General features: G+C 64.3%; 26 protein-coding genes and 1 tRNA gene. 18 read left to right on the forward strand and 9 right to left on the reverse strand.

Annotated features, from left to right (window positions below):
* Nucleotides 1-66 precede the first annotated feature (66 nt).
* The 6 genes from AC56K1_RS20810 (at nucleotide 67) to AC56K1_RS20835 (ending at nucleotide 5325) form a co-directional block, all read left to right on the forward strand.
* Nucleotides 67-534, forward strand: coding sequence for an FKBP-type peptidyl-prolyl cis-trans isomerase (locus AC56K1_RS20810; RefSeq protein WP_497159691.1), 468 nt, complete (start codon nucleotides 67-69; stop codon nucleotides 532-534).
* Nucleotides 535-547: 13 nt separating this feature from the next.
* A complete protein-coding gene (gene ispH / locus AC56K1_RS20815; RefSeq protein WP_497159692.1) occupies nucleotides 548-1495 on the forward strand; it encodes a 4-hydroxy-3-methylbut-2-enyl diphosphate reductase in 948 nt (315 codons plus the stop codon).
* 184 nt (nucleotides 1496-1679) lie between these two features.
* Entirely contained in the window at nucleotides 1680-2609 is a 930-nt protein-coding gene (locus AC56K1_RS20820; protein ID WP_497159693.1) for a branched-chain amino acid ABC transporter permease, read from the forward strand.
* An 18-nt stretch (nucleotides 2610-2627) separates the two neighbouring features.
* Nucleotides 2628-3839 carry an ABC transporter permease subunit gene (locus tag AC56K1_RS20825; protein ID WP_497159694.1) on the forward strand — a complete coding sequence of 404 codons (1212 nt, stop codon included), beginning with the start codon at nucleotides 2628-2630 and terminating at the stop codon, nucleotides 3837-3839.
* Nucleotides 3836-4603 carry an ABC transporter ATP-binding protein gene (locus tag AC56K1_RS20830; protein ID WP_497159695.1) on the forward strand — a complete coding sequence of 256 codons (768 nt, stop codon included), beginning with the start codon at nucleotides 3836-3838 and terminating at the stop codon, nucleotides 4601-4603. The genes AC56K1_RS20825 and AC56K1_RS20830 overlap by 4 nt, the downstream gene beginning before the upstream one ends.
* Nucleotides 4603-5325 (forward strand): ABC transporter ATP-binding protein, encoded by a 723-nt coding sequence (locus AC56K1_RS20835; protein WP_497159696.1) that lies wholly within the window; start codon nucleotides 4603-4605, stop codon nucleotides 5323-5325. Before AC56K1_RS20830 ends, AC56K1_RS20835 begins: the two co-directional genes overlap by 1 nt.
* Nucleotides 5326-5451: 126 nt before the next feature.
* Here AC56K1_RS20835 and AC56K1_RS20840 read toward each other — a convergent pair whose 3' ends face one another.
* A complete protein-coding gene (locus AC56K1_RS20840) occupies nucleotides 5452-6030 on the reverse strand; it encodes a phasin family protein (protein WP_497159697.1) in 579 nt (192 codons plus the stop codon).
* A 330-nt stretch (nucleotides 6031-6360) separates the two neighbouring features.
* Here AC56K1_RS20840 and AC56K1_RS20845 point away from each other — a divergent pair, with 330 nt between their 5' ends.
* From AC56K1_RS20845 to AC56K1_RS20855, 3 genes are all read left to right on the forward strand, one after another.
* Nucleotides 6361-7263, forward strand: a complete 903-nt coding sequence (locus tag AC56K1_RS20845; RefSeq protein WP_497159698.1) for a DMT family transporter — start codon at nucleotides 6361-6363, stop codon at nucleotides 7261-7263.
* A gap of 10 nt (nucleotides 7264-7273) precedes the next feature.
* Entirely contained in the window at nucleotides 7274-7969 is a 696-nt protein-coding gene (locus AC56K1_RS20850) for a nitroreductase (protein ID WP_497159699.1), read from the forward strand.
* A gap of 136 nt (nucleotides 7970-8105) precedes the next feature.
* Complete coding sequence (locus AC56K1_RS20855) at nucleotides 8106-9314, forward strand: serine hydrolase (RefSeq protein ID WP_497159700.1); 1209 nt, start codon at nucleotides 8106-8108, stop codon at nucleotides 9312-9314.
* Here AC56K1_RS20855 and AC56K1_RS20860 read toward each other — a convergent pair.
* On the reverse strand, nucleotides 9311-10114 hold the full coding sequence (locus tag AC56K1_RS20860) for an IclR family transcriptional regulator (protein ID WP_497159701.1): 804 nt from the start codon (nucleotides 10112-10114) through the stop codon (nucleotides 9311-9313). The two genes, AC56K1_RS20855 and AC56K1_RS20860, sit on opposite strands and share 4 nt — an antisense overlap.
* Nucleotides 10115-10266: 152 nt before the next feature.
* Between AC56K1_RS20860 and AC56K1_RS20865 the strand changes: the two genes are divergently transcribed.
* The 7 genes from AC56K1_RS20865 (at nucleotide 10267) to AC56K1_RS20895 (ending at nucleotide 16265) form a co-directional block, all read left to right on the forward strand.
* Complete coding sequence (locus AC56K1_RS20865; RefSeq protein ID WP_497159702.1) at nucleotides 10267-10653, forward strand: diacylglycerol kinase; 387 nt, start codon at nucleotides 10267-10269, stop codon at nucleotides 10651-10653.
* 188 nt (nucleotides 10654-10841) lie between these two features.
* Nucleotides 10842-11480: a peroxiredoxin gene (locus AC56K1_RS20870; RefSeq protein WP_497159703.1), complete on the forward strand. Its 639-nt coding sequence runs from the start codon at nucleotides 10842-10844 to the stop codon at nucleotides 11478-11480.
* Between the two features lie 120 nt (nucleotides 11481-11600).
* Complete coding sequence (locus AC56K1_RS20875; RefSeq protein WP_497159704.1) at nucleotides 11601-12374, forward strand: sulfite exporter TauE/SafE family protein; 774 nt, start codon at nucleotides 11601-11603, stop codon at nucleotides 12372-12374.
* Between the two features lie 120 nt (nucleotides 12375-12494).
* Entirely contained in the window at nucleotides 12495-13343 is an 849-nt protein-coding gene (cysT, locus tag AC56K1_RS20880) for a sulfate ABC transporter permease subunit CysT (RefSeq protein WP_497159705.1), read from the forward strand.
* Complete coding sequence (gene cysW, locus AC56K1_RS20885; protein WP_497159706.1) at nucleotides 13340-14260, forward strand: sulfate ABC transporter permease subunit CysW; 921 nt, start codon at nucleotides 13340-13342, stop codon at nucleotides 14258-14260. Before cysT ends, cysW begins: the two co-directional genes overlap by 4 nt.
* Nucleotides 14257-15339: a sulfate/molybdate ABC transporter ATP-binding protein gene (locus tag AC56K1_RS20890; RefSeq protein ID WP_497159707.1), complete on the forward strand. Its 1083-nt coding sequence runs from the start codon at nucleotides 14257-14259 to the stop codon at nucleotides 15337-15339. The genes cysW and AC56K1_RS20890 overlap by 4 nt, the downstream gene beginning before the upstream one ends.
* On the forward strand, nucleotides 15336-16265 hold the full coding sequence (locus tag AC56K1_RS20895) for a CysB family HTH-type transcriptional regulator (RefSeq protein ID WP_497159708.1): 930 nt from the start codon (nucleotides 15336-15338) through the stop codon (nucleotides 16263-16265). Before AC56K1_RS20890 ends, AC56K1_RS20895 begins: the two co-directional genes overlap by 4 nt.
* Nucleotides 16266-16453: 188 nt before the next feature.
* Here AC56K1_RS20895 and AC56K1_RS20900 read toward each other — a convergent pair whose 3' ends face one another.
* From AC56K1_RS20900 to AC56K1_RS20920, 5 genes are read right to left on the reverse strand one after another with little or no spacing between them, the layout of a single operon-like run.
* Nucleotides 16454-17500 carry an aldo/keto reductase gene (locus AC56K1_RS20900; protein WP_497159709.1) on the reverse strand — a complete coding sequence of 349 codons (1047 nt, stop codon included), beginning with the start codon at nucleotides 17498-17500 and terminating at the stop codon, nucleotides 16454-16456.
* Nucleotides 17501-17512: 12 nt separating this feature from the next.
* Nucleotides 17513-18541 carry a quinone-dependent dihydroorotate dehydrogenase gene (locus tag AC56K1_RS20905; protein WP_497159710.1) on the reverse strand — a complete coding sequence of 343 codons (1029 nt, stop codon included), beginning with the start codon at nucleotides 18539-18541 and terminating at the stop codon, nucleotides 17513-17515.
* A gap of 58 nt (nucleotides 18542-18599) precedes the next feature.
* On the reverse strand, nucleotides 18600-19328 hold the full coding sequence (locus AC56K1_RS20910; protein ID WP_497159711.1) for an arginyltransferase: 729 nt from the start codon (nucleotides 19326-19328) through the stop codon (nucleotides 18600-18602).
* Nucleotides 19329-19388: 60 nt separating this feature from the next.
* Nucleotides 19389-20123, reverse strand: a complete 735-nt coding sequence (gene aat / locus AC56K1_RS20915) for a leucyl/phenylalanyl-tRNA--protein transferase (protein WP_497159712.1) — start codon at nucleotides 20121-20123, stop codon at nucleotides 19389-19391.
* Nucleotides 20124-20138: 15 nt separating this feature from the next.
* Nucleotides 20139-20720 carry an NUDIX hydrolase gene (locus AC56K1_RS20920; RefSeq protein ID WP_497159713.1) on the reverse strand — a complete coding sequence of 194 codons (582 nt, stop codon included), beginning with the start codon at nucleotides 20718-20720 and terminating at the stop codon, nucleotides 20139-20141.
* A gap of 176 nt (nucleotides 20721-20896) precedes the next feature.
* Between AC56K1_RS20920 and AC56K1_RS20925 the strand changes: the two genes are divergently transcribed.
* Nucleotides 20897-20973, forward strand: a tRNA-Met gene (locus tag AC56K1_RS20925).
* A gap of 186 nt (nucleotides 20974-21159) precedes the next feature.
* A complete protein-coding gene (locus AC56K1_RS20930) occupies nucleotides 21160-21573 on the forward strand; it encodes a T6SS immunity protein Tdi1 domain-containing protein (protein ID WP_497132977.1) in 414 nt (137 codons plus the stop codon).
* Nucleotides 21574-21597: 24 nt separating this feature from the next.
* Here AC56K1_RS20930 and AC56K1_RS20935 read toward each other — a convergent pair whose 3' ends face one another.
* Both AC56K1_RS20935 and AC56K1_RS20940 read right to left on the reverse strand, forming a co-directional pair.
* Nucleotides 21598-22485, reverse strand: coding sequence for a DNA-3-methyladenine glycosylase family protein (locus tag AC56K1_RS20935; protein ID WP_497159714.1), 888 nt, complete (start codon nucleotides 22483-22485; stop codon nucleotides 21598-21600).
* Nucleotides 22485-23393, reverse strand: a complete 909-nt coding sequence (locus AC56K1_RS20940; RefSeq protein WP_497159715.1) for a DMT family transporter — start codon at nucleotides 23391-23393, stop codon at nucleotides 22485-22487. Before AC56K1_RS20940 ends, AC56K1_RS20935 begins: the two co-directional genes overlap by 1 nt.
* Nucleotides 23394-23464 lie beyond the last annotated feature (71 nt).

The following is a 23464-nucleotide window of genomic DNA, read 5'->3' on the forward strand; positions in this document are numbered from 1 at the left end:
CCTTGCCTGAGTAGCGGTAAAATAGCGGTTTGCCTGCAACAGGCCTGCCTGTTACCACAAACGAACATGTCCAACGTCCCGTCGTCCCCATCCGCTGCTGTCGTCAACGACGCCTCCTACCTGACCCTGCATTATCGGCTGGCCACCGCCGACGGTACTGATCTGATCACTACCTTTGCGGGCAATCCGGCCACCTTGATGCTGGGCCAAGGGCAGTTGGCACCGTTCCTCGAGCAACGCCTGATCGGCCTGGCGGAAGGCGTGCACCAGACCTTCGAGCTGAGCGCGGCCGAAGCGTTCGGCGAGCGCAATCCCGAGCTGATCCAGTCCGTCTCGAAGGCCTTGCTGGCCGAGAATTCGGTGCCGGACGCCGACTACAAGGTAGGCGAGCTGATCGAGTTCAATGCACCCAAGGGCGGCCGCTTCGCCGGCATGCTGCTGGAAATGCGCGACACATCCGCGCTGTTCGACTTCAACCACCCACTGGCCGGCCAGGCCCTGCAATTCGAAGTGAAACTGATTTCGGTGCTGTAACACAGGACACGCCATGGAAAACGAAATTCTGCTAGCCCAGCCGCGCGGCTTCTGCGCCGGCGTGGACCGCGCCATCGAGATCGTCGAGCGCGCACTGCACCAGTTCGGCGCCCCGATCTATGTGCGCCACGAGATCGTGCACAATGCCTACGTGGTCGAAGACCTGCGCAACAAGGGCGCGATCTTCATCGAGAACCTCGACGACGTCCCGGCCGGCAACACGCTGGTGTTCTCCGCGCACGGTGTCTCGAAGGCCGTGCGCCACGAGGCGGAATCGCGCGGCCTCACCATTTTCGACGCGACCTGCCCGCTGGTGACCAAGGTCCACGTCGAAGTGGCCAAGATGCGCCGCCAGGGCTGCGAGATCGTCATGATCGGCCACGACGGCCATCCGGAAGTCGAAGGCACCATGGGCCAGGCCGAAGAGGGCATGCACCTGGTCGAGACGGTGGCCGACGTCGCCACCCTGCGGGTGAACAACCCGGACCAGCTGGCCTATGTCTCGCAGACCACGCTGTCGGTGGACGACACCGCCGAGATCATCGGGGCGCTCAAGGCACGCTTCCCGAACATCATCGAGCCGAAAAAAGGCGACATCTGCTACGCCACCACCAACCGCCAGGAAGCCGTGAAATTCCTCGCGCCGCAGGTGGAAGTCGTGGTCGTCGTCGGCAGCCCGAACAGCTCGAACTCGAACCGCCTGCGCGAAGTGGCCGACAAGATGGGCACCCAGGCCTATATGGTCGATAACGCCGCCGCCATCGATCCGCAGTGGATCGCCGGCAAAAAGCGTATTGGCGTCACCGCCGGCGCGTCGGCGCCGGAAGTGCTGGTGCAGGCCGTGATCGACCGCCTCAAGGAACTCGGCGCGGCCAGCGTGCGCGCGCTTGAGGGCGTGGAAGAAAACGTCGTGTTCCCGCTGCCGAAAGGCCTGGACGGGGCGCGGCCGGCGCAGGAATAATTTTCGGAAGCGCGTATTTCGGCTGCCGGTTTTCACATTGCCAAGTTATGATGGCAGCGCTCGGAATCGTCGTCATAGACAAAGCAAGCATGCGATAGCACGGCCATGAGCGGCACTGCGGGTTTCCCGGAGTGCCGTTTTTTGCTAGCCGGCCCGGTTTTTTGGAAACTAGACAAGCGAAACGATGGAAACCTTCATCCAACAAATACTCAACGGCCTGGTATTGGGCAGCATGTACGCCCTGGTCGCTCTCGGTTACACCATGGTGTACGGGGTGCTCAACCTGATCAACTTCGCCCATGGCGACGTCTTGATGATCGGCGCGATGGTCGGCCTGAGCCTGCTGAAGCTCCTCGACGCATACGCCCCCGGCCTGCCGGGCTACCTGCAGCTGGCCATCGCCATTCTCGGTGCGATTCCGGTCGCCATGCTGGTGAATATCCTGATCGAGCGCGTCGCCTACCGGCGCCTGCGCAATGCGCCGCGCCTGGCGCCCCTGATCACTGCGATCGGCGTGTCGATCCTGCTGCAGACCTTTGCGATGATGATCTGGGGCCGCAGCCCGCTGCCGTTCCCGCAGCTGCTCTCGCCGGAGCCGATCTCGATTGGCGGCGCCCTGATTTCGCAGACCCAGGTGCTGCTGCTGGTGCTGGCTGCGATCGCGATGGTCGGCCTGGTGCTGCTGGTCGAGCGCACGCGGATGGGCCGCGCGATGCGCGCCGTGGCCGAGAACCCGCGCGTAGCCGGGCTGATGGGCGTGGATTCGAACCGCGTGATCGTCGCCACCTTTGCCATCGGCGCCGCGCTGGCGGCGGTGGCCGGCGTGATGTGGGGCGCGAACTATGCCTCGATCACCTTCACCATGGGCGTGCTGCCGGGAATGAAGGCCTTCTGCGCCGCGGTGCTGGGCGGGATCGGGAATATTTATGGCGCCATGATCGGCGGCGTCCTGCTGGGCATAATCGAAGCGCTTGGCGCCGGCTATATCGGCGACCTGACCGGCGGCTTCCTGGGCAGCCACTACCAGGACATCTTCGCCTTCGTCGTGCTGATCCTCGTCTTGACCCTGCGCCCGTCCGGCATCATGGGCGAGCGCGTGGCCGACCGCGCCTGAGGCAAGGAGACAGACACCATGGCACTCCTTACTTTCGACCTCCAGCACAAGCCGCGCCAGGCCCGTGCAAGCATGGCCGCCGTGCTGGTGCTGATGCTGGTCTTCCCCTTTGTCGCCTCCCAGTTCGGCAACTCCTGGGTGCGCATCATCGACATCGCGCTGCTGTACATCATGCTGGCCCTGGGCCTGAACATCGTGGTCGGTTTTGCCGGCCTGCTCGACCTGGGCTATATCGCCTTCTTCGCCGTCGGCGCCTACCTGGTCGGCCTGTTCTCCTCGCCCCAGTTCGCGGCGCTGCTTGAATCGGTCATCTATTATTCGCCCGCGCTGGGCGAAGCTCTGGTTACCTTCTTCGGGCCCGAGATCCAGCAGAACGGCATCCACCTGTCGGTGTGGGCGATCGTGCCGCTGGCCGGCTTAGTGGCGGGCCTGGCCGGCGCGCTGCTGGGTGCCCCCACCCTCAAACTCCGGGGCGACTACCTGGCCATCGTGACGCTGGGATTCGGCGAGATCATTCGCATCTTCATGAACAACCTGAACGACCCGATCAACTTTACCAACGGGCCGCAGGGGATCAACATGATCGACCCGATCCGCGTGTTCGGGGTGTCGCTGGCAGGGGAGGCAGGCTCGCAGGCCACGGTGCATGTCGGCGGCTTTTCCATGCCCTCGGTGAACGCGTATTATTTCCTGTTCCTGTTCCTGTGCATCGCGACCATCTTCATCACCAGCCGCTTGCAGCACTCGCGCCTGGGCCGGGCCTGGGTGGCGATTCGCGAAGACGAGATCGCGGCCAAGGCGATGGGCATCAACACCCGCAACGTCAAGCTGCTCGCCTTTGCCATGGGAGCGAGTTTCGGCGGCGTGGCCGGCGCGATGTTCGGCGCCTTCCAGGGATTCGTCTCGCCCGAATCGTTCTCGCTGACCGAATCGATCGCCGTGCTGGCGATGGTGGTGCTGGGCGGGATCGGCCACATCCCCGGCGTGGTATTGGGCGGCGTGCTGCTCGCGGCCCTGCCGGAAGTGCTGCGCCACGTGGTGGAACCGGCGCAGCAGGCGCTGTTCGGCACCGTCGTGATCGAGGCCGAAGTGCTGCGCCAGCTGCTGTATGGCCTGGCGCTGGTGTTGATCATGCTGGTCAACCCGGCAGGCTTGTGGCCCTCGCCGAACAAGGAGGAGCGCCCGACTGCGGCATTGGCGCATGATGAGGAAGAGGGAGCGAAAGCATGAGCGACCTGATCCTGAACATCGCCGGCGTGAATAAACGCTTCGGCGGCCTGCAGGCGCTGACCGACGTCGGCATCCGCATCGAGCGCGGCCAGATCTATGGCCTGATCGGCCCCAACGGCGCCGGCAAGACCACCTTCTTCAACGTGATCACGGGCCTGTACCAGCCGGACAGCGGCAGCTTTGAGCTGGGCGGCAAGCCGTATTCGCCCTCGGCCCCGCACGAAGTGGCGAAAGCCGGCATCGCCCGTACCTTCCAGAACATCCGCCTGTTCGGCGAGATGAGCGCGCTGGAAAACGTGATGGTGGGTCGCCACGTGCGCACCCGCCAGGGCGTGCTGGGCGCGATTTTCCGCCACAAGGCAGCGCGCATCGAAGAAGCGGCGATCCGGCAGCGCGCGCAGGAGCTGCTCGATTTTGTCGGTATCGGCCAGTTTGCCAACCGCACCGCCAAATACCTGTCCTACGGCGACCAGCGCCGTCTCGAGATCGCGCGTGCACTGGCGACCGACCCGCAGCTGCTGGCGCTCGATGAACCCGCGGCCGGCATGAACGCCACCGAAAAACTGGGACTACGCGAGCTGCTGGTCAAGATCAAGGCCCAGGGCAAGACCGTGCTGCTGATCGAGCACGACGTCAAGCTGATGATGGGCCTGTGCGACCGCATGACGGTGCTGGAATACGGCAAGCAGATCGCCGAAGGCGTGCCCGCCGAGATCCAGAAGAACGAAGCCGTGATCAAGGCTTACCTGGGAGGTGCTCACTGATGAGCGAAAACATCCTGAAAGTATCCGGCCTGAAGGTCGCCTACGGCGGCATCAAGGCTGTCAAGGGCGTGGACCTGGAAGTGAACAAGGGTGAGCTGGTGACCCTGATCGGCGCCAACGGCGCCGGGAAGACCACGACCCTCAAGGCCATCACCGGCACCCTCCCGGCCTGCAAGGTCGAAGGCGAGATTTCCTACCTGGGCAAATCGCTCAAGGGCACGCAGTCCTTCCGCATGGTGCAGCGAAAGCTGGCCATGGTACCGGAAGGGCGGGGCGTATTCACCCGCATGACGATCCACGAGAATCTGCAGATGGGCGCCTTCACGCGTGATGACGCGGCCGGGATCGCGCTCGACATCGAAAAATGGTACGGCGTGTTCCCGCGCCTGAAAGAGCGCTCGGGCCAGCTGGCCGGCACCTTGTCGGGCGGCGAGCAGCAGATGCTGGCCATGGCGCGCGCATTGATGAGCCATCCGACCCTGCTGCTGTTAGACGAGCCGTCGATGGGCCTGTCGCCGATCATGGTCGAGAAGATTTTCGAGGTGATCCGCGACGTGTCGCAGCAGGGGATCACGATCCTGCTGGTCGAGCAGAACGCCAAGCTGGCACTGCAGGCGGCGCACCGCGGCTATGTGATGGAGTCGGGGCTGATGACGATGACGGGGAATGCGGGGGAGATGCTGAATGATCCGCGGGTGCAGGCGGCGTATTTGGGGGAATAGGAGCTTGCCCGTACTGGCAGCCTGCACGCCGCTATTGTTGTTTGTATGCCAGTTAGTTGCACCCGTGCCAAAAAACAAAAAGCCGGAACGTCACCGTTCCGGCTTTTTCACTTGACGAGTCGCAGCTTAGGCGGCGGCAGCAGCGCCCGTAGCGTTTGCAGTAGCCTTGCGGGCGCTTGCCGAAAACTGGTTCACGGCGGCGCTCACGTTGGTTTCGATGGCTTCAGCAGCCTGCTTGCTGGTCTTGCTGAACTGCTCGTAGCCAGCGTTGGCGTTGCTGATTGCGGTCTTGACGGCGGCGACGAGGTTTTCCGAACCGGCCGGGGCGTTCTTGCTCACTTCGTCGACCAGGGCGATGACCTTGCGGTTGGTTTCGACGATCTGGGTTTCAGCGACTTTCGAGAATTCAGCGCTGGTGCCGCTGGCGATCGATGCGAGTTCGCGGCTGTACGACATCGCCTTTTCGGCGGTCGGCTGGGCTTGCGAGGTGGTGACCGAGAAGAATTCTTGTGGGTCTTTTGCGCTCAGCAGCTGACGGGCGACGTTTTGCGACGATTCCAGCGAAGTACGGGCGGCGTTGAGGTTCAGCTCGACCAGCTTTTCCATGCCTTCGAAGGTCTTGGCGGTCAGCGACGAAAACAGCGCGAACTGCGATTCGAGGTTGGCTTTGGTAGCATTCGAGAACTGCTCAGGGATTGCAAACATGTGGATCTCCAAAATTCAAAAAGTACAAGTGGATGAAATGTTGCTTTGACCGGTGAGGCAGGGTTTATTCGTTTGGTTTCGACGAAACTCTTTTTGTGCACCGCAACAGAGCGAATTTTCACCCAAGTGGACAGGGGAGTCAAGCGATTTTGACGCGCTGCACCATCCGATGTGCATAAAATTCTGGAATGCATTGTTTGCAAGAAATTTCAACGGTTTTCGTTTGATTTATCGCAACAAAACAGCAATCAGCTCGACGCCCGAGCGGTTGGGCTGCCCATGCTAGACTAGCTACTTGTGATTCTTTCAAGCTGCTGAGCAGCACCTGTCATGTCGCCCGGCACTCCCACCAATGCCCCCGCCGCCGCACCTTCCTGGCTGTCGCCGGTCCCGCTGTTCTTCGTCTTCCTGTGGAGTACCGGCTTCATCGTCGCCAAGCTGGGGCTGCCCTACGCGCCGCCGCTGACCTTCCTGATCCTGCGCTGCCTCGGCGTGCTCGCCGTTCTGCTGCCTGTCGTGTTGATGTTCCGCGCACCCTGGCCGCGCGGCCGGATGCTGCACGTGGCAGTGGCGGGCTTGCTGCTGCAAGCCGGCTACCTCGGCGGCGTCTGGGCTGCCATCAAGCTCGGCATGCCGGCCGGGCTCACGGCGCTCATCGTCGGCATGCAGCCCATCCTCACTGCCGCCGCCGCGCCCCTGATCGGCGAACGGGTCCGGCCGCGCCAGTGGCTCGGGCTGGCGCTGGGCCTGTCCGGCGTGGCGCTGGTCGTGGTAGCCAAGCTCCACCTGGACGGCTTGACCCCGGCCGGCCTGGGGCTGTGCGTGTTTGCGCTGCTGTGCATCACGGCGGGCACCATGTACCAGCGGCGCAATTGCCCGTCCTTCGACCTGCGCACCGGCACCGTCATCCAGTTCGCCGCCACCGTCGCGGCGCTGCTGCCGCTGGCCATCGTGTTGGAGGGCCTGGACTTGCGCCTGTCCAGCGTCGAGTGGAGCCTGGACTTCATCCTGGCCTGGCTGTGGTCGATCTTCGCGCTGTCGATCGGCGCCATCTTTTTGCTGTTCACCCTGATTCGCCGCAGCCAGGCGCTCGAGGTGACCAGCCTGCTGTACCTGACGCCGCCTACCACCGCCGTGATGGCCTGGCTGCTGTTCGGCGAGTCTTTCAGCGTGCTCGCGTTGGCCGGCATGGCGGTGGCCGTGCTGGGCGTCGCATTCGTCGTCAAAAAATAAGGAGACCCCCATGATCAAGAGCCCCCAGCAAGAAACCGTCGATGCGGCCATCACGTCGCGCCGTTCGATCCGTGCTTTCCTGGACAAGCCGGTAGACCGGGCCGACGTCGAGCGCATCCTCGACGTGGCTGCGCGCGCGCCTTCCGGCACCAACACCCAGCCGTGGAAGGTCTATGTGGTAACGGGGCAGGCGCGTCAGGATTTGTGCAATGCCATCCTGGCCGTGAACGCCGACCCCGAGCAGGCGCGCCAGCACACCGAGGAATATGCTTACTACCCGCGCGAATGGGTGTCGCCGTTTGTCGACCGCCGGCGCAAGGTGGGCTGGGATTTATATTCGCTGCTGGGCTTGAGCCGTGACAACAAGGCGGGCATGACCGCCCAGCATGCGCGCAACTATTCTTTCTTTGATGCGCCCGTCGGCCTGATCTTTACCATCGACCGCATCTTGGAGCAGGGCTCCTGGCTCGACTACGGCATGTTCTTGCAGAACATCATGGTGGCGGCGCGCGGGCGCGGCCTCGACACATGTCCGCAGGCGGCCTTCACTCAATATCATCGCGTGATTGCGCAACAACTGGGATTGCCGGAAAATGAAATGGTCGTGTGCGGCATGGCGCTGGGCTGGGCCGACCCCGAAAAAATCGAGAATTCCCTGGTGACCGAGCGCGAGCCTGCACAGAACTTCGCCCGGTTCCTGGAATAAAGGCGTTCGTCTTTTCGCATGGCGGCAATAATATGTCGTTTTGTTGCCGCACGGAATTTACAATTCACTTGCGATGGCGCCTTGTTCGGCTAAACTGCATTTTGTACCTCATCAGTTTGCGTCGAAGGGTTTCCAGATGTTCAAAGTTGCATTGGCTGCCATTGTGTCGCTGCTGTTGGCCTTCCAGCCTGTCCACGCCGCCGGAGCAGGCGCCGGCGCCGGCGCCGAGAAGAGCCAGGGCGTCAAGAAAAAGCACAAGCGCACGGCAGTCGCCAAGACACCGGCGCGCAAGAAAGCCGTCCGTGGCAAGGCCGCCCGCGGCAAGCGCCAGGACCTGGCGCATGTCATCGCTGCCGACAATCGCGAGCGCATGGTGCGCCGCGTGGAAATGGTGCGCGGCAAGCGCAAGGTCACCTACCAGGTGGTGCGCAGGGCCGGCAGGGCCGTGCCGCGCGTGGCTGCCTACAATCCCCGCACCTTCGGCGACGCCGCCGGCCTGAACCACACTGCCGATTCCCTGTCGCTGCGCTCCAACGTCGCTCTGGTGCTCGACCAGGACAGCTCGGAAGTGCTGTTCGAAAAGAACGCCAATATCGCCCTGCCGATCGCCTCGATCACCAAGCTCATGACCGGCCTGGTCGTGGTGCAGGCCACCCAGGATCTCGACGAAGTGCTGCGCATCACCGATGCCGATGTCGACCGCCACAAGTATTCCAGCTCGCGCCTGCCGGTGGGCAGCCGCATGACGCGTCGCGAATTGCTGCATATTGCCCTGATGAGTTCGGAAAACCGCGCCGCCTCTGCGCTTGGCCGCAACTATCCGGGCGGGATCGACGCCTTCATTGCCGCCATGAACGCCAAGGCGCGCGAGCTCGGCATGAAGGACACGCGTTACGTCGATTCCAGTGGCTTGTCGAGCGGCAACGTGTCAAGCGCACGCGACCTGGCGCGGCTGGTGGCCAAGGCCTATGGGGAGCCGCTGCTGCGCGAATATTCCACCACGCCGAACTCCATCGTGAGGGTCAGCGGCCGGCCGACGCGCTATGCGAACACCAATTACCTGGTGGCGCTGCCGGACTGGAACATCGGCCTGCAGAAAACCGGCTTCATCAACGAAGCCGGGCGCTGCCTGGTGATGCAGGCAGCGATCCACGGCCGCAGCGTGATCATGGTCTTCCTGGATTCAAAAGGGAAAATGTCGCGCACGGCGGATGCGGGCCGGGTGCGCCGCTTCCTCGAGGCGCTGGCCCCTGGCAAGCTCGAAGTGCTGCCGCCGGGCACCCTGGGCGGCTCGGTCGCCGTCCCGGTGATGAGCGCGGCCAGCGGTGCGGGCGCACTGCACTAAATAGCAGGAGTAGGGCGGTAGCCGAGCGTCGACGAGATGCTTGAGGCCGTCTGCACCAGGTCTTCCAGCCATTCTTCCTGCAGGCGGTCGGCCGGCGCCGAAATAGACAGGCCGGCCACCAGCTTGCCGCTGTCGTCGAAGATGCCGGCGGCCATGCAGCGCACGCCCAGTTCCAGCTCTTCGTTGTCACGCGCATAGCCGCGCGAACGCACCAGGCTCAGCTCGCGCTCGAGGCGTGTCAGGTCAGTGATCGAATTCTTGTTGTGGCCGGCCAGGCCCGTGCGCGTGGCGTAGGCGCGCACGCCCTTCGGGTCGTCCACCGACAGGAACAGCTTGCCGGTCGAGGTCAGGTGCAGCGGCCCGCGCCCGCCGATCGCGCGCACCACCTGCATGCCCGAGCGCTCGGAAAACGCGCGGTCGATGTAGACGATCTCGTCGCCCTGGCGCACCGACAGGTTCACGGTCTGCTGCGTTTTCTTGTGCAGGGCACGCATGAAGTCGAGCGCCGCTTCGCGCACCGACAATCGGCTCTTGACCACATTGCCCAGTTCCAGCAGGCGCATGCCGAGGCGGTAGGTGCCCGGCTCCACGCGGTCCACGAAGCGCGTCACCACCATGTCGTTCAGGATGCGGTGGGCGGTGGAAGGGTGCAGGCCCGATACCTTGGACAATTCCTTCAGGCTGACCGGATCGGAATAGCTGGCGAGGGCGTCGAGCAAGGCCATCATGCGGTCGATCACCTGAATCGACGTCTTGGCCGGGCTCAATGCTGCTGCCAATTCTGGGGTTTCCATTTTCATGATGTGGTTGGTGCGGTGCAGTATTGACCCTCTTTATACCATGATGTGAAACGCAGATGCAAACCGACCGGCTTCGATGTGCAATATTGCATCGGCACGGCATAATGACAGTTCGATATTGTCATTCACCCACCTCAATCCGCATACCCACGATGGAACAACCGATCAGCGAGTTCAAGACCAAGCGCGGCCTGGCACGCATTGCCGCCGCCTTCCGTAATACCTGGGACGGCGTTGCCTGGGCCTGGCGCAGCGAAGCGGCCTTCCGCCAGGAAATCGTGGTCATCGTCGTGGCCGCGGTGGTCGCCCTGATGCTGCCGGTGTCCGGTTTCCAGAAGCTGGCCCTGATCGGCGTGCTGGTGCTGGTGCTCATCGTTGAGATCATCAACTCGGCCATCGAAGCCATCGTCGACCGCATCTCGCTCGAGCGCCATCCGCTCTCGAAAGTGGCCAAGGACATGGGCAGCGCCGCGGTCGCGCTCACCCTGTTGCTGGCGGTGGCGACCTGGGCCGTGGTGCTGTACACCCGCTACCTGTAGCGGGGGAGGTAGCCACCGAGCAAGATCAAGCTGGCCTTGATGTGAACTGCATATCTTTCAGCACCGCCAGCGCACAAGCAAATAACTAACTTGTCGTTTGCATCAGCGCCGTGTTTGCCTAGACTGGTGGGCAAGCTTGTAAAACCGCTCAGTTTGCCCCGCAGTTTCATTACCATGGAGAGTTGAACATGACCTTACGCCTCGGCGATATCGCCCCTGACTTCGAGCAGGATTCCAGTGCCGGCAAGATCCGCTTCCACGAGTGGGCGGGCGATTCCTGGGTGGTGCTGTTTTCGCACCCGGCCGACTTCACTCCGGTCTGCACGACCGAACTGGGCCTGACCGCCAAGCTCAAGCCGGAATTCGACAAGCGCAACGTCAAGGCCATTGCCCTGTCGGTCGACCCGGCCAGCACGCACCGCGAGTGGATCAAGGACATCGAGGAAACCCAGCAGACCGTGGTTGGCTTCCCAATCATTGCCGACGCCGACCGCTCGGTCTCCACGCTGTACGACATGATCCACCCCGAAGCCTCGGCTACCGCGACTGTGCGTTCGCTGTTCGTGATCGACCCGGCCAAGAAAGTGCGTCTGACCATCACCTACCCGATGAGCACCGGCCGCAACTTCGACGAAGTGCTGCGCGTGATCGACGCCCTGCAACTGACCGACGGCTACACCGTGGCCACGCCCGGCAACTGGCGCGATGGCGACGACGTCATCATTCCGCTGACCGTGCAGGATCCTGCGGTCATCGAGGAGAAGTATCCGAAGGGCTATACGTCGCCGCGTCCTTATCTCCGCCTCACGCCGCAGCCGAATAAGTAAGGCGGTTTTCACGCCGGACGGTCCTGCCGTCCGGCGCTTGATCGCATAAGCAAATAAGAAACCTGTCCTTCCCTTAACCGCTGAGTCCCCTTACGCTGGGCCCTGAATGGGGGTACTGGCATGTCGATGACTTATGTAATGGCGGGTTTCGGGGTAGGGCTGCTGGTCGGCATGACCGGCGTCGGCGGCGGCTCGCTCATGACGCCGCTGCTCACGCTGCTGTTCGGCGTCTCGCCCTCGGTGGCAGTCGGCACCGACCTGGCTTTCGCCTCGATCACCAAGGGCGTCGGCACTATCACCCACCGCTTCAACCGCACCGTCCAGTGGCCGATCGTGCGCCGCCTGTGCCTGGGCGCCTTGCCGGCCGCGCTGCTCACCACGCTGGCCCTGAGCCGCTTCGGCACCGTCAACCCGCAGATCGGGCAGGTGATCCGGTATTCGATCGCCGTCTCCGTCATGCTGACCGTCGTCGCGCTGCTGTTCCGCGCGCGCATGCTGGGCTGGATCAATGCCCATCCCGAGCGCCAGCTGCAGGGACGCAAGCTGGCCACCGCCACCATCGTCTCGGGGGCCGTGCTGGGCGTGCTGGTCACCGTCTCTTCGATTGGCGCCGGCGCGATCGGCGCCACGCTGCTGGTCATGCTCTATCCACGCTTGAGCTCCGCCGAGGTGGCCGGCACTGACATTGCGTACGCCGTGCCGCTGACCGCGATCGCGGCGGTCGGGCACTGGTGGCTGGGCTCGATCGACTGGATGCTGCTCTCGACCCTGCTCATAGGATCGGTGCCGGGCATTACGCTCGGCGCCATGATGGCGCGCAAGGTGCCGGAACGCTTCCTGCGCGCCTTGCTGGCGATGACCCTCACGGGCGTCGCGGCCAAGCTGGTGCTGTAACGAATTACGCCAAAGCTAATAGCTGATCTGTCTATGCAAATAAGGATTGCTTCGTTTGTAATATGCGGGTTGTGTGGGAGTATGGCAGCCCGTAAGAAGAAAATGTAATAAGGGCTTCCCATGACATCGCTTGCTCAGCCACGCAAGTCACCGGGCCGGGTCATCCCCGGCTTCGGGATCTCGCTTGGCTTCACGCTGTTCTACCTGGCGCTGATCGTGCTGATTCCCCTGTCGGCGGTCTTCCTCAAGACCTTCACCATGAGCTGGGAAGCCTTCTGGAGCGCCGTCACCTCCGAGCGCGTCATGGCGTCCTATCGCCTCAGCTTCGGCACCTCCCTGATCGCCGCCTTCATCAACGTCATTTTCGGCGGCATCGTGGCCTGGGTGCTGGTGCGCTACACCTTCCCGGGCAAACGCATCATCGACGCCCTGGTCGACCTCCCGTTCGCACTGCCCACCGCGGTGGCCGGCATCACGCTCACCGCTCTGTATTCGCACAATGGCCTGATCGGCGAGCAGCTCGCCAAGCTCGGCATCAAGGTGGCCTTCACCCCGCTCGGCGTGCTGGTCGCGCTGACCTTCATCGGCCTGCCTTTCGTGGTGCGCACGGTGCAGCCGGTGCTGGAAGAAGCCGAGCGTGAACTCGAAGAAGCCGCCGCGAGCCTGGGCGCTTCGCCGATCCACACCTTCACCCGCGTGGTGCTGCCGACGATCACGCCTGCGCTGCTGACCGGCTTCGCGCTGGCCTTCGCGCGCGCCACCGGCGAGTACGGCTCGGTGATTTTCATCGCCGGCAACCTGCCGATGGTCTCCGAGATCACGCCGCTCTTCATCATCACCAAACTCGAACAGTACGATTACGCGGGTGCCACGGCGATTGCCGTGGTCATGCTGCTGATCTCCTTCATCCTGCTGCTGACGATCAACCTGCTGCAGGCCTGGACACGCAAACGGGCAGGCAAATCATGAGCGCGGTCCTCGACAACATCAAGGCCGCGCCCAAGGCGGCTGCACCGGGGCGGCGCCGGTCCACCAACGTGCTGGAGCCCGACTGGGTGCGCTACCTCCTGATCGCGGTGGCGCTGGGCTTCCTGACCCTGTTCCTGTTCGTGCCGCTGGCGGCGGTATTCACCGAGGCGCTCAAGAAGGGTTGGGGTACCTATGTCGAATCGATCACCGACCCGGACGCGCTGTCGGCCATTCGCCTGACCCTGATCGCGGCCGGCATTTCGGTGCCGCTCAACCTCGTGTTCGGCGTGGCGGCCGCGTGGTGCATCACCAAGTTCGAGTTCCGGGGAAAAAGCATCCTGCTGACCCTGATCGACTTGCCGTTCTCGGTCTCGCCCGTGATCGCGGGCCTGATCTACGTGCTGATGTTCGGCGCCCAGGGCTGGTTCGGCGAGTGGCTGATGGAGCACGACATCAAGATCCTGTTCGCGGTGCCGGGCATCGTACTGGCCACCGTGTTCATCACTTTCCCGTTCGTGGCGCGCGAGCTGATTCCGCTGATGCAGCAGCAAGGCACCGAAGAAGAAGAGGCCGCGCTGGTGCTGGGCGCCTCCGGCTGGTCGACCTTCATGCGGGTGACGCTCCCGAACATCAAGTGGGGCCTGCTGTACGGCGTCATCCTGTGCAATGCGCGCGCGATGGGCGAGTTCGGCGCGGTGTCGGTAGTCTCGGGCCATATCCGCGGCGAGACCAACACCATGCCGCTGCAGGTCGAGATCCTCTACAACGAATACAACTTCACGGCCGCTTTCGCGATCGCATCCTTGCTGGCGCTGCTCGCGCTGGTGACCCTGGCGGTGAAGAGCTTTATCGAATGGCGCCTGCACCAGGTCCGCAAGGCGGCCGCCGACGAACGACAACAGGAAGCGCTAGCATGACCATCGAAGTCCAACACATCCGCAAGCAGTTCGGCCAGTTCACCGCGCTCGACGACGTCTCGCTGCAGTTTCCGGACGGCCAGCTGACCGCCTTGCTCGGCCCTTCGGGCTGCGGCAAGACGACCCTGCTGCGCATCATCGCGGGCCTGGAGCATCCGGATGCAGGCGCCGTCCTGCTCGATGGCCAGGACGCCTCGCACCGCCATGTGCGCGAGCGCCAGGTGGGCTTCGTGTTCCAGCACTACGCGCTGTTCAAGCACATGACCGTGTTCGAGAACGTCGCCTTCGGCCTGCGCGTCAAGCCGCGCAAGGACCGCCCATCCGAGCAGCAGATCCGCGACAAGGTGCGCCAGCTGCTCGAACTGGTGCAGCTCGACTGGATCGCTGACCGCTACCCGCCCCAGCTCTCGGGCGGCCAGCGCCAGCGCATTGCCCTGGCGCGCGCGCTGGCGGTGGAGCCGCGCGTGCTGCTGCTGGACGAACCTTTCGGCGCGCTCGACGCCAAGGTGCGCAAGGAATTGCGCCGCTGGCTGCGCCGCCTGCACGACGACCTGCACGTGACCTCGATCTTCGTCACCCACGACCAGGAAGAAGCACTCGAAGTGGCCGATCAGGTGGTCCTGATGAACAAGGGCCGCATCGAGCAGCTCGGCACGCCCGACGCGGTCTACAACCACCCGGCTTCGCCTTTCGTCTACGGCTTCCTCGGCAACGTGAATTTGTTCCACGGCCGCGTGCAGGACGGCGTGCTGGCCAGCGGCGCCGTGCAGTTCGAGGTGCCCGGGGAAGCGGGCGCGCGCAACGGCAGCGGCATCGGCTACGTCCGCCCGCACGACCTCGACGTCGAGCGCTACATCCCCGGCGCCGGCGACAGCGGCGGCGTGGTCGCCAAGCTGCGCCGCGCGCACGCCATCGGCCCGCTGGCCCAGCTCGACCTGGAGCGGCTGGATAACCAGCAGCTGATCGAAGCGGTCCTGCCGAACGAGATGTTCGCGCGCCACGGTTTCAAGGAGGGCGACACGCTGGTGGTCAAGCCGCGCCGGATGGAAGTATTCGTGGATGCAGGAGACGGAATATGAACTTCCAGCAGCTGCGCTCCGTGCGGGAAGCCGCGCGCCGCGACTTCAACCTGACCGACGTCGCCAACGCGCTGTTCACTTCGCAGCCGGGCGTGTCGCGCCAGATCCGGGAGCTCGAGGAGGAACTCGGGGTCGTGATCTTCGAGCGCAACGGCAAGCGCCTGACGGGCCTGACGCCGCCCGGCAAGGGTATCCTCAAGATCGTCGAGCGCCTGCTGGTGGAAGCCGAAAACCTGCAGCAGGCCAGCGCCGAATTCGCCGCGCAGGACAGCGGCACGCTCACGGTTGCGGTGACCCACACCCAGGCGCGCTACGCGCTGCCGCAGGTGGTGCAGTCCTTCCGCAATGCCTTCCCGGGCGTGCGCATCGCCCTGCAGCAAAGCGCGCCGGAACACATCGCCGAATGGGTGTTATCCGGCAAGGCCGACATCGGCATCGCCACCGAAGGCCTGTCGGCCTTCCCCGACCTGGTCTCCTTCCCATGCTACCGCTGGAGTCACCTGGTGGTCGCGCCCGAAGGCCACCCGATCTTTTCGTCCGCCACGCCGCTGCGGCTGGAAGACCTGGCCGAGTATCCCCTGATTACCTACGACGTCGGTTTTACGGGCCGCAGCCACATCGACGCCGCCTTCCGCGAAGCCGGCCTGGCGCCGGACATCGTGCTCACCGCGATGGATTCGGACGTCATCAAGCAGTACGTGTCGCTCGGCATGGGCGTGGGGATCGTGGCCTCGATGGCTTTTGATCATGGCCGCGACAAGGGCATGCGGGCGATGGAAGCTTCGCACCTGTTTGCGCCGAACGTGACCCGGCTGGCGGTGCGGCGCGGGTCTTATCTGCGTGCGTATGCCTTTCACTTCATCGAAAGGTTTGCGCAGGGGTACACGAGGGCGGATATTGAGAAGGCGTTGCAGACGGCGGAGTGAGGGTGCGTTCTTGGCTGCGGTGTTGAGCTGACGATTGCGGTACGAAATTGGGTCCCCGCCTGCGCGGGGGCGACGGTTTTTAGGTTGCCAGCTCACGGACACTGCTCCAAGACTCTACATAAGCACGTCCTTCCCGCGAAGGCGGGAACCCAGGTTTTCATCCGACGTCGCGAATTTCAATCAGCCCCTCACTGCCCCGGATTCGTGTACCGCGCATGAATCGCCTCAATCCCCTTCACCACCTCGGCCGGCAGCACCAGGTCCGCCGCATCGATGTTCTCCTTCAGCTGCGCAAGACTCGTCGCCCCGATAATCGTCGACCCCACGAACCACCGCGAATAACACCACGCCAGCGCCATCTGCGACGGCAGCAAGCCATGTGAACGTGCCAGCGCCGCATACTCCGCGGCCGCGGCCAGCACCGACGGCCGCATATAACGCGGGCTCCAGCCGGCCGGGAACACCGTCAGCCGCCCGCGCGCTTGCGGATCATCCAGGTATTTCGCCGTGAGCTGCCCGAAGGCCAGCGGGCTGTAAGCCAGCAAACTCACGCCTTCGCGATAGCAGGCTTCGTCCATCAAACTGGTTTCGAAAGCCCGCGCCGTCAGGTTATATAAATTCTGTACCGTCGCGATGCGCGGCAGCCCACGCGCTTGCGCGTGCTTGATGTACTCGCACACGCCCCAGGCGCTTTCGTTCGAGATGCCGATGTGGCGGATGGTGCCGGCCTTGACCATCTCGCCCAGCGCATCCAACGTGTCCTCGATCGGCACCGCCGGCCGCTCGGCTTGCGGATTGAAGCTGTTGGCCCCGAAAATCGGCAAATTGCGGCTCGGCCAGTGGACCTGGTAGAGGTCGATGTAATCCGTGTCCAGGCGGCGCAGGCTGTCCTGGACGGCGGTGCGGATGTTGGTGGCATCGAGGTTGTGGCGGGCACCGCGGATCCACGGCATATTGGTGTTCGGCCCGGCGACCTTGGTGGCCAGCACCACCTCGCTGCGGCGTCCGGTTTCCTTGAGCCAGCTGCCGATGAAGCGCTCGGTCGCGCCCTGGGTCTCGGCGCGTGCCATCACCGGGTACATCTCGGCGGTATCGATGAAATTGATGCCGCGCTCGAGTGCGTAGTCGAGCTGGCTGTGCGCCTCAGCCTCCGTGTTCTGCTCGCCGAAGGTCATGCTGCCGAGGCAGACCTTCGACACGATCAAATCGCTTTGTCCCAGCTGCCTGCGGTCCATGAGGCTTCCTTGTTAGCGGCGCAGCGCGGCGGCGCAGTCGCGCACCAGCGCCGGGCCGGCGTAGATCAAACCACTATAAAGTTGCACCAGCTGGGCGCCGGCCGCGATCTTGGCACGCGCATCCTCGCCGCGCATGATGCCGCCCACGCCGATGATCGGCAGCGCATCGCCCAGCTCCGCCTTCAGCAAGCGGATCACGGTATTGGACAGCTCGAACACCGGCGCGCCCGACAGGCCGCCGGCTTCCTCGCCATGCTGCATGCCTTGTACGGCCGTGCGGCTGAGCGTGGTGTTGGTGGCAATGACACCGTCGATCTGGTGGCGCAGCAGGGCGCCGGCGATGTTGCGCACCTGATCGCCGTCGATGTCCGGGGCGATCTTCAGGGTCACCGGCACGTAGCGCCGGTGTTGATCGGCGAGGCGCAGCTGCTCCTGCTTGAGTTGCGCCAGCAGTGAGTCTAGCTCGGATTCGCCCTGCAGCTGGCGCAGGTTCTTCGTGTTCGGCGAGGAGATGTTCACCGTCACATAGCTGGCGTAAGGGTAGACCTTGCGCAGGCAGTGCAGGTAGTCCTCGGCCGCACGCTCGATCGGGGTGTCGGCGTTCTTGCCGATGTTCAGGCCGAGCACGCCCTGTTTGTCCTGGTAGAAGCGGGACGCCTGTACGTTGGCGACAAAGGCATCCACGCCGCCGTTATTGAAACCCATGCGGTTGATGATGCCCTGTGCCTGCGGCAGGCGAAAGATGCGCGGCTTCGGGTTGCCGCCTTGGGGCCGCGGGGTCACGGTGCCGATTTCGATCGAGCCAAAACCCAGCGACGCGAGGCCGTCGATATATGCCCCGTCCTTGTCGAGGCCGGCGGCCAGGCCCACCGGGTTCGGGAAGGTGATGCCCATCACCGTGCGCGGGTCTGGCGCGGGCTTGCTGGCCAGTTTGGTCAGGCCAAGCGAAGCGGCACGGCGCAGCAGCGGCAGGGTCAGGTGGTGAGCGGTCTCGGCATCGAGCGAGAAGAGGAGCGGGCGGGCGATGGTGTACAGGGACATGGGGGACTCAAGAATGTGACTCCCGCCATTTTACAATGCGCGTAGCGGGGCTCGGGCCTCAGCGGTCGAGCACGCCCCATTCGCCCTTGATGCGCGCTTCCAGCGGCCGGAAATTGATCTTGTAGGCCATCTTGGGACTCTGCTCGATCCAGTAGCCCAGGTAGACGTATTGCAGGCCCAGCTCGCGCGCCTGGCTCACCTGCCACATCACGTTATAGGTGCCGAAGGACGCGCCCGGCAGGTCCGGGTCGAAGAAGGTGTAGACCGAGGACAGGCCGTCGGACAGCACGTCGATGATCGACACCATGCGCAGGGTGCCGTCCGGCTCGCGGAATTCGACCAGGCGGGTGTTGACCCGGCTTTGCAGCAGGAACTGGGCGTACTGGTCGCGGCTGTCCTGGTCCATGCCGCCGCCGACGTGACGCGTGGTCTGGTAGCGCAGATAGAGCGCGTAATGCTCGTCCGAGAAGGCCAGGTTGGCCACCATCGCGACCAGTTCCCCATGGCGCTTCCAGGCGCGGCGCTGGGTGCGGTTGGGCGTGAAATCGTCGCATTTGACCCGCACCGGGATGCAGGCATGACAGCCGTCGCAGTAGGGACGGTAGGTGAAGATGCCGCTGCGGCGAAAGCCATTGCGCACCAGTTCGGAATACACGTCGGCGTTGATGAGGTGCGAAGGCGTCGCGACCTGCGAACGGGCCTGCCGTGCATCGAGGTAGCTGCACGGGTAGGGCGCCGTCGTGTAGAACTGCAGCGTGGCAAAAGGCAGGTCATTTAGATGCGTCATGCAAAGGCCTCGGGACGACGTGGTGCAGCTATTTTAGCGAATTCGGAAAGCGCACCACCGTTACCCAGCCAACGGTGCCGCCACCTCCCAGCGGGCGATGGCGGGCTCACGAATGGCTTCTGCCAGGTGTGCCAGGAAGGCGCTCCTGGCGATCGGCGCCGCGCCAAGCGAGGCCAGGTGGCCGGTCTCCTGCTGGCAGTCGATCATCCGCACGCCGTGCCGGCGCAGGAAGGCGACGAGGTAGGCGAGCGCTACCTTGGAGGCGTCCGGCACCCGGGCGAACATCGATTCGCCGTAGAACATGCGGCCGATGCAGACCCCATAGGCGCCACCCACCAGTTCGCCATCAAGCCAGACTTCGGACGAATGGGCATAGCCCATGGCGTGCAGGCCGATATAGCCGTCGATGATCTCTTCCGAGATCCAGGTTCCCGGGCCATCCCGGCGCGGCGCGGCGCAGGCGCGCATCACGTCCTCGAAGGCGCTGTCGAAGCGCACGTCCCAGCGCTGCCCGCTGGTTACTTCATTAAGGCGGCTGCGCTCGATGCGTTTCAGCGTTTTCCTGAGGCTGCCGCTGATCTTGAAGCGGTCGGTATGCAGCACCATGCGCGGGTCGGTGCTCCACCAGAGGATGGGCTGGCCTTCCGAGAACCACGGGAAGATGCCGTTCTGGTAGGCCAGCAGCAGGCGCTGGGGCGACAGGTCGGCGCCGGCCGCGAGCAGGCCCGGCGCGTCCGCCGTCAAGGCTTCGGATACGTCGGGAAACGGCGAAGTCGGCTCGAGCCAGGGGATCATGCGGCCTTCAATGGGTCAGTCGGGTTCGCGGGGGGGCAGCATCGGGCGCACGATGTCCCGGCTATGGAATCCGTAACTGCCGCCCTCGCGGATTTTGACGCGGTCGGCGAAGAACAGTTCAAGCGTGTTGCGCACCGTGGGGAAGGCCAGGTCATCCCATGGGATCTCGTCCTGCGTGAACATCTGCACATCCAGGCTTTCCTCGCCGGGCGCGAAGTCGAGACTGCGCAGGCGCGCCAGGTAGAACAGATGCACTTGGTGGACATGGGCCACGTTCAGCAGGGTAAACAGCGGGCCGAGTTCGATGTCGGCGCCGGCTTCTTCTTCCGTCTCGCGGATGGCGGCCTGTTCGGTCGTCTCTTCGTTTTCCATGAAGCCTGCCGGCAAGGTCCAATAGCCGTAGCGCGGTTCGATCGCGCGCTTGCACAGCAGCACTTGCAGCTTGCCATCGTGTTCCCAGACGGGAAGCGTGCCGATCACCAGCTTGGGGTTCTGGTAGTGGATGGTTTGGCATTGCGGGCAGACATGGCGCGGCCGGTTGTCGCCTTCGGGGATGGCCAGGGCCACGGGATGGGCGCACTCGGAACAGAATTTCATAGGGGCTCGGGAGCTTGGAATTGTGCTTACTTTACACTGAAATCCCGCTCACATGAGATGCCGCGCAGCTTGGCGCAGCGTCCCGTCGCCCATGGCGGAAGCGGGCTTGTACTGCAATTTCAGTCTTTTAAGGAATTGCATTTGCGTAATCGGGCATGCCGGCGTATAATTCATTCCGCGGGGTGGAGCAGTCTGGCAGCTCGTCGGGCTCATAACCCGAAGGTCACAGGTTCAAATCCTGTCCCCGCAACCACATTCAAGAAGCCGCTGGTTCGCAAGAGCCAGCGGCTTTTTTCATTGGCGCTTCCCGCCCTTGTTTCCACTGCTTGCGACGCAGGTCAAACCTGAGGCGTCTGCCCGCAATCTTGCTCCATCAGCCCGGTCGAACACACGACGGCCGGCGTCATCCCGGCCGATGACGCTAGGGGGCAGACAAAGCATGATCAACGTAGACGACATCAACGAGGCCTGGGGCTGGGTCGGCTTGACCGCCGTCGAGGTCCTTGGGGCCAATGCATTCGGTAATCTCATCATCCGCGACGACGAAGGGCGCTACTGGCGCCTGCGCCCGCAAGACCTGTGCTGCGAACCATTGGCTGACAGCCGCGACGCACTCGATGCACTTTCCTATAACCAGGATTTCCTGAACGACTGGTATATGCCGGAAGTCGTGCACCTTGCGGAAGCGACGCTGGGGCCGCTGACCGACGACCGCAAGTATTGCCTCAAGATTCCCAGCGCCCTCGGCGGGCACTATGGGCGCGACAACCTGGCGACGGTTCCCTTGCCGGAGCTGATTCGTTTTTCAGGGGAGGGCGCGCAGCAGTTCGATGGACTGCCGCGGTGGAACTAGCCAGATGAACCTTGCCCGGCTTGCTCAGCTCGCTTCGTCGCTGAGGCTGGCCCAGAGGTAGGCCGCCGCCATCGTGCGGTGCGGCGCATAGCGTGCCAGCAGGCGCTGCGTGGCCGGGATGTCCGGACGTTCCTGGCCGCCCAGCAAGCGGTGGAAGGCGGTGCGGATGGCCACGTCGCCCTCCAGCGAGCAATCCGGGTAGCCATAGCCGCGCAGCAGCGCGTAGTTGACCGTCCAGGGGCCGATGCCCTTGACCGCCAGCAGCTCCTGAACCACCTCGGCGACGGGGCGGTCGCGATCGAGCACGACGGCGCCTTCAGTAACGAGCTGCGCCAGCCGCAGCAGGGTCTCGGCTTTCGCGCGCGAGAACTTGCGGCTAGTCAGGTCTTCCATGGCAAGGCGCGCCACGTCTTGCGCTTCCGGATAGCACCACAGGCCGCTCGCATGCGGCCGGCCGGCCAGCTGGATGAAGGTTCGCCGCAGCGAAATGGCGAAGGGCAAATTGATCTGCTGGCCGATGATGGCCCAGGTCAGTGCTTCGAAGACCGTGGCAGATTGCACGATGCGCAGGCCAGGCTGGCGCGCCACCAGCGGCGCGAGTAGCGGGTCGTCGCGCACGAATGCGGCAAACGCGGTCGGGTCGATGCGCAGGCCCAGGATGTTGAGCAGCGCTTCCTGCACGCGCCCCAAGCGCGCCGGCGTGAGCGCTCCGTCGGCGTCGACCGTGCAGCGCGCGCTATCGGCCTCGAAGGCCACGTCCAGCACGGCCGGCGCGCCATCGAACAGCACACCCTTGCGCAAGCCCTGCGCCCCGACCTGTTCCGCGAGCCCTTCGGCATCGCGGCTGTGGAAGGCCAGCACGTCCCGGGTGCGGTAGCCAGGGGGCAGGCCGATGCCGAACTGCGTTTGCATCACTTGCCCTGGGCCGTAGCAGGTGTGCGCAGGAAGGAGGGCTTGTAGCCGGTCACCAGCGCCGTGCCGGCCAGGACGATGGCGGAACCCACCAGCGTGTGCCAGCCGATGGTTTCATGCAGGAAGAGCGCGCCCCACAGGATGCCGAACATCGGGTTGAGAAAAGTAACCGTCAGCGCCGAGGTGGTGCCGACCTCTTCGATCAGCTTGAAATAGAGGATGTAGGCGATCCCGCTGCACACCACGCCCAGCGCCAGCACGGCGGCCATGATGCCGACGGTCGGTTCGCCCGGAGACGGGAAGAAGGCCAACGCCGGGATGGTGCACAGGGTCGCCGCCCACATCGAGCCGTGCGCATTGGCGAAGGGAGCTACGGCCTTGGCCGACTTCGCGTACTGGCTGGCGATGCTGTAGCTGAAGGCCGCCACCAATGCGGCGCCGATGGCGAGGAAGGCGCCCGGGCGCTCCGACACGTGGTCGAAGCCGACCAGCAGCGCCACCCCCAGGGTCCCCAGCAGCAGGCCGAGCGCGGCCCGGCCAGGTACCGCCTGGCGCGCCCACACGGCGCCGACCAGGGCGCCCCACATCGGCGCGGTGGCGTTCAGCACCGACAGCACCGAAGCGCTCAGGGTGCGCGCGGCAAAGGCGAACAGCAGGAAGGGCAGGGCCGAGTTGAAGAAGCCCAGGATCAGGTAGTGTTTCCAGTTGCGGCGCAGCTCGAGCGGCGCGCCCTTGCCGCGCAGGCGCATGAACCAAGCCACGCCGGCCAGGAACAGGGCCGCGAACAGGACCCGGTATTCGATCAGCACGGCCGGGCCGAGCACGGGCGCGGCGATGCGCATGAAGAGGAAGGAGCCGCCCCAGATGGCGGCCAGCGCCACGAGGCGCAACATGTTCACGGTGTTCATGGAAGGTGGAATCGGGGCGAAGCTGCGATTATGGGGGCGCGGCGCGCGCTACGCCATCCGTTTTTTGCGGT

The sequence above is a fragment of the Telluria sp. ZB4P37 genome (genome assembly GCF_059685855.1).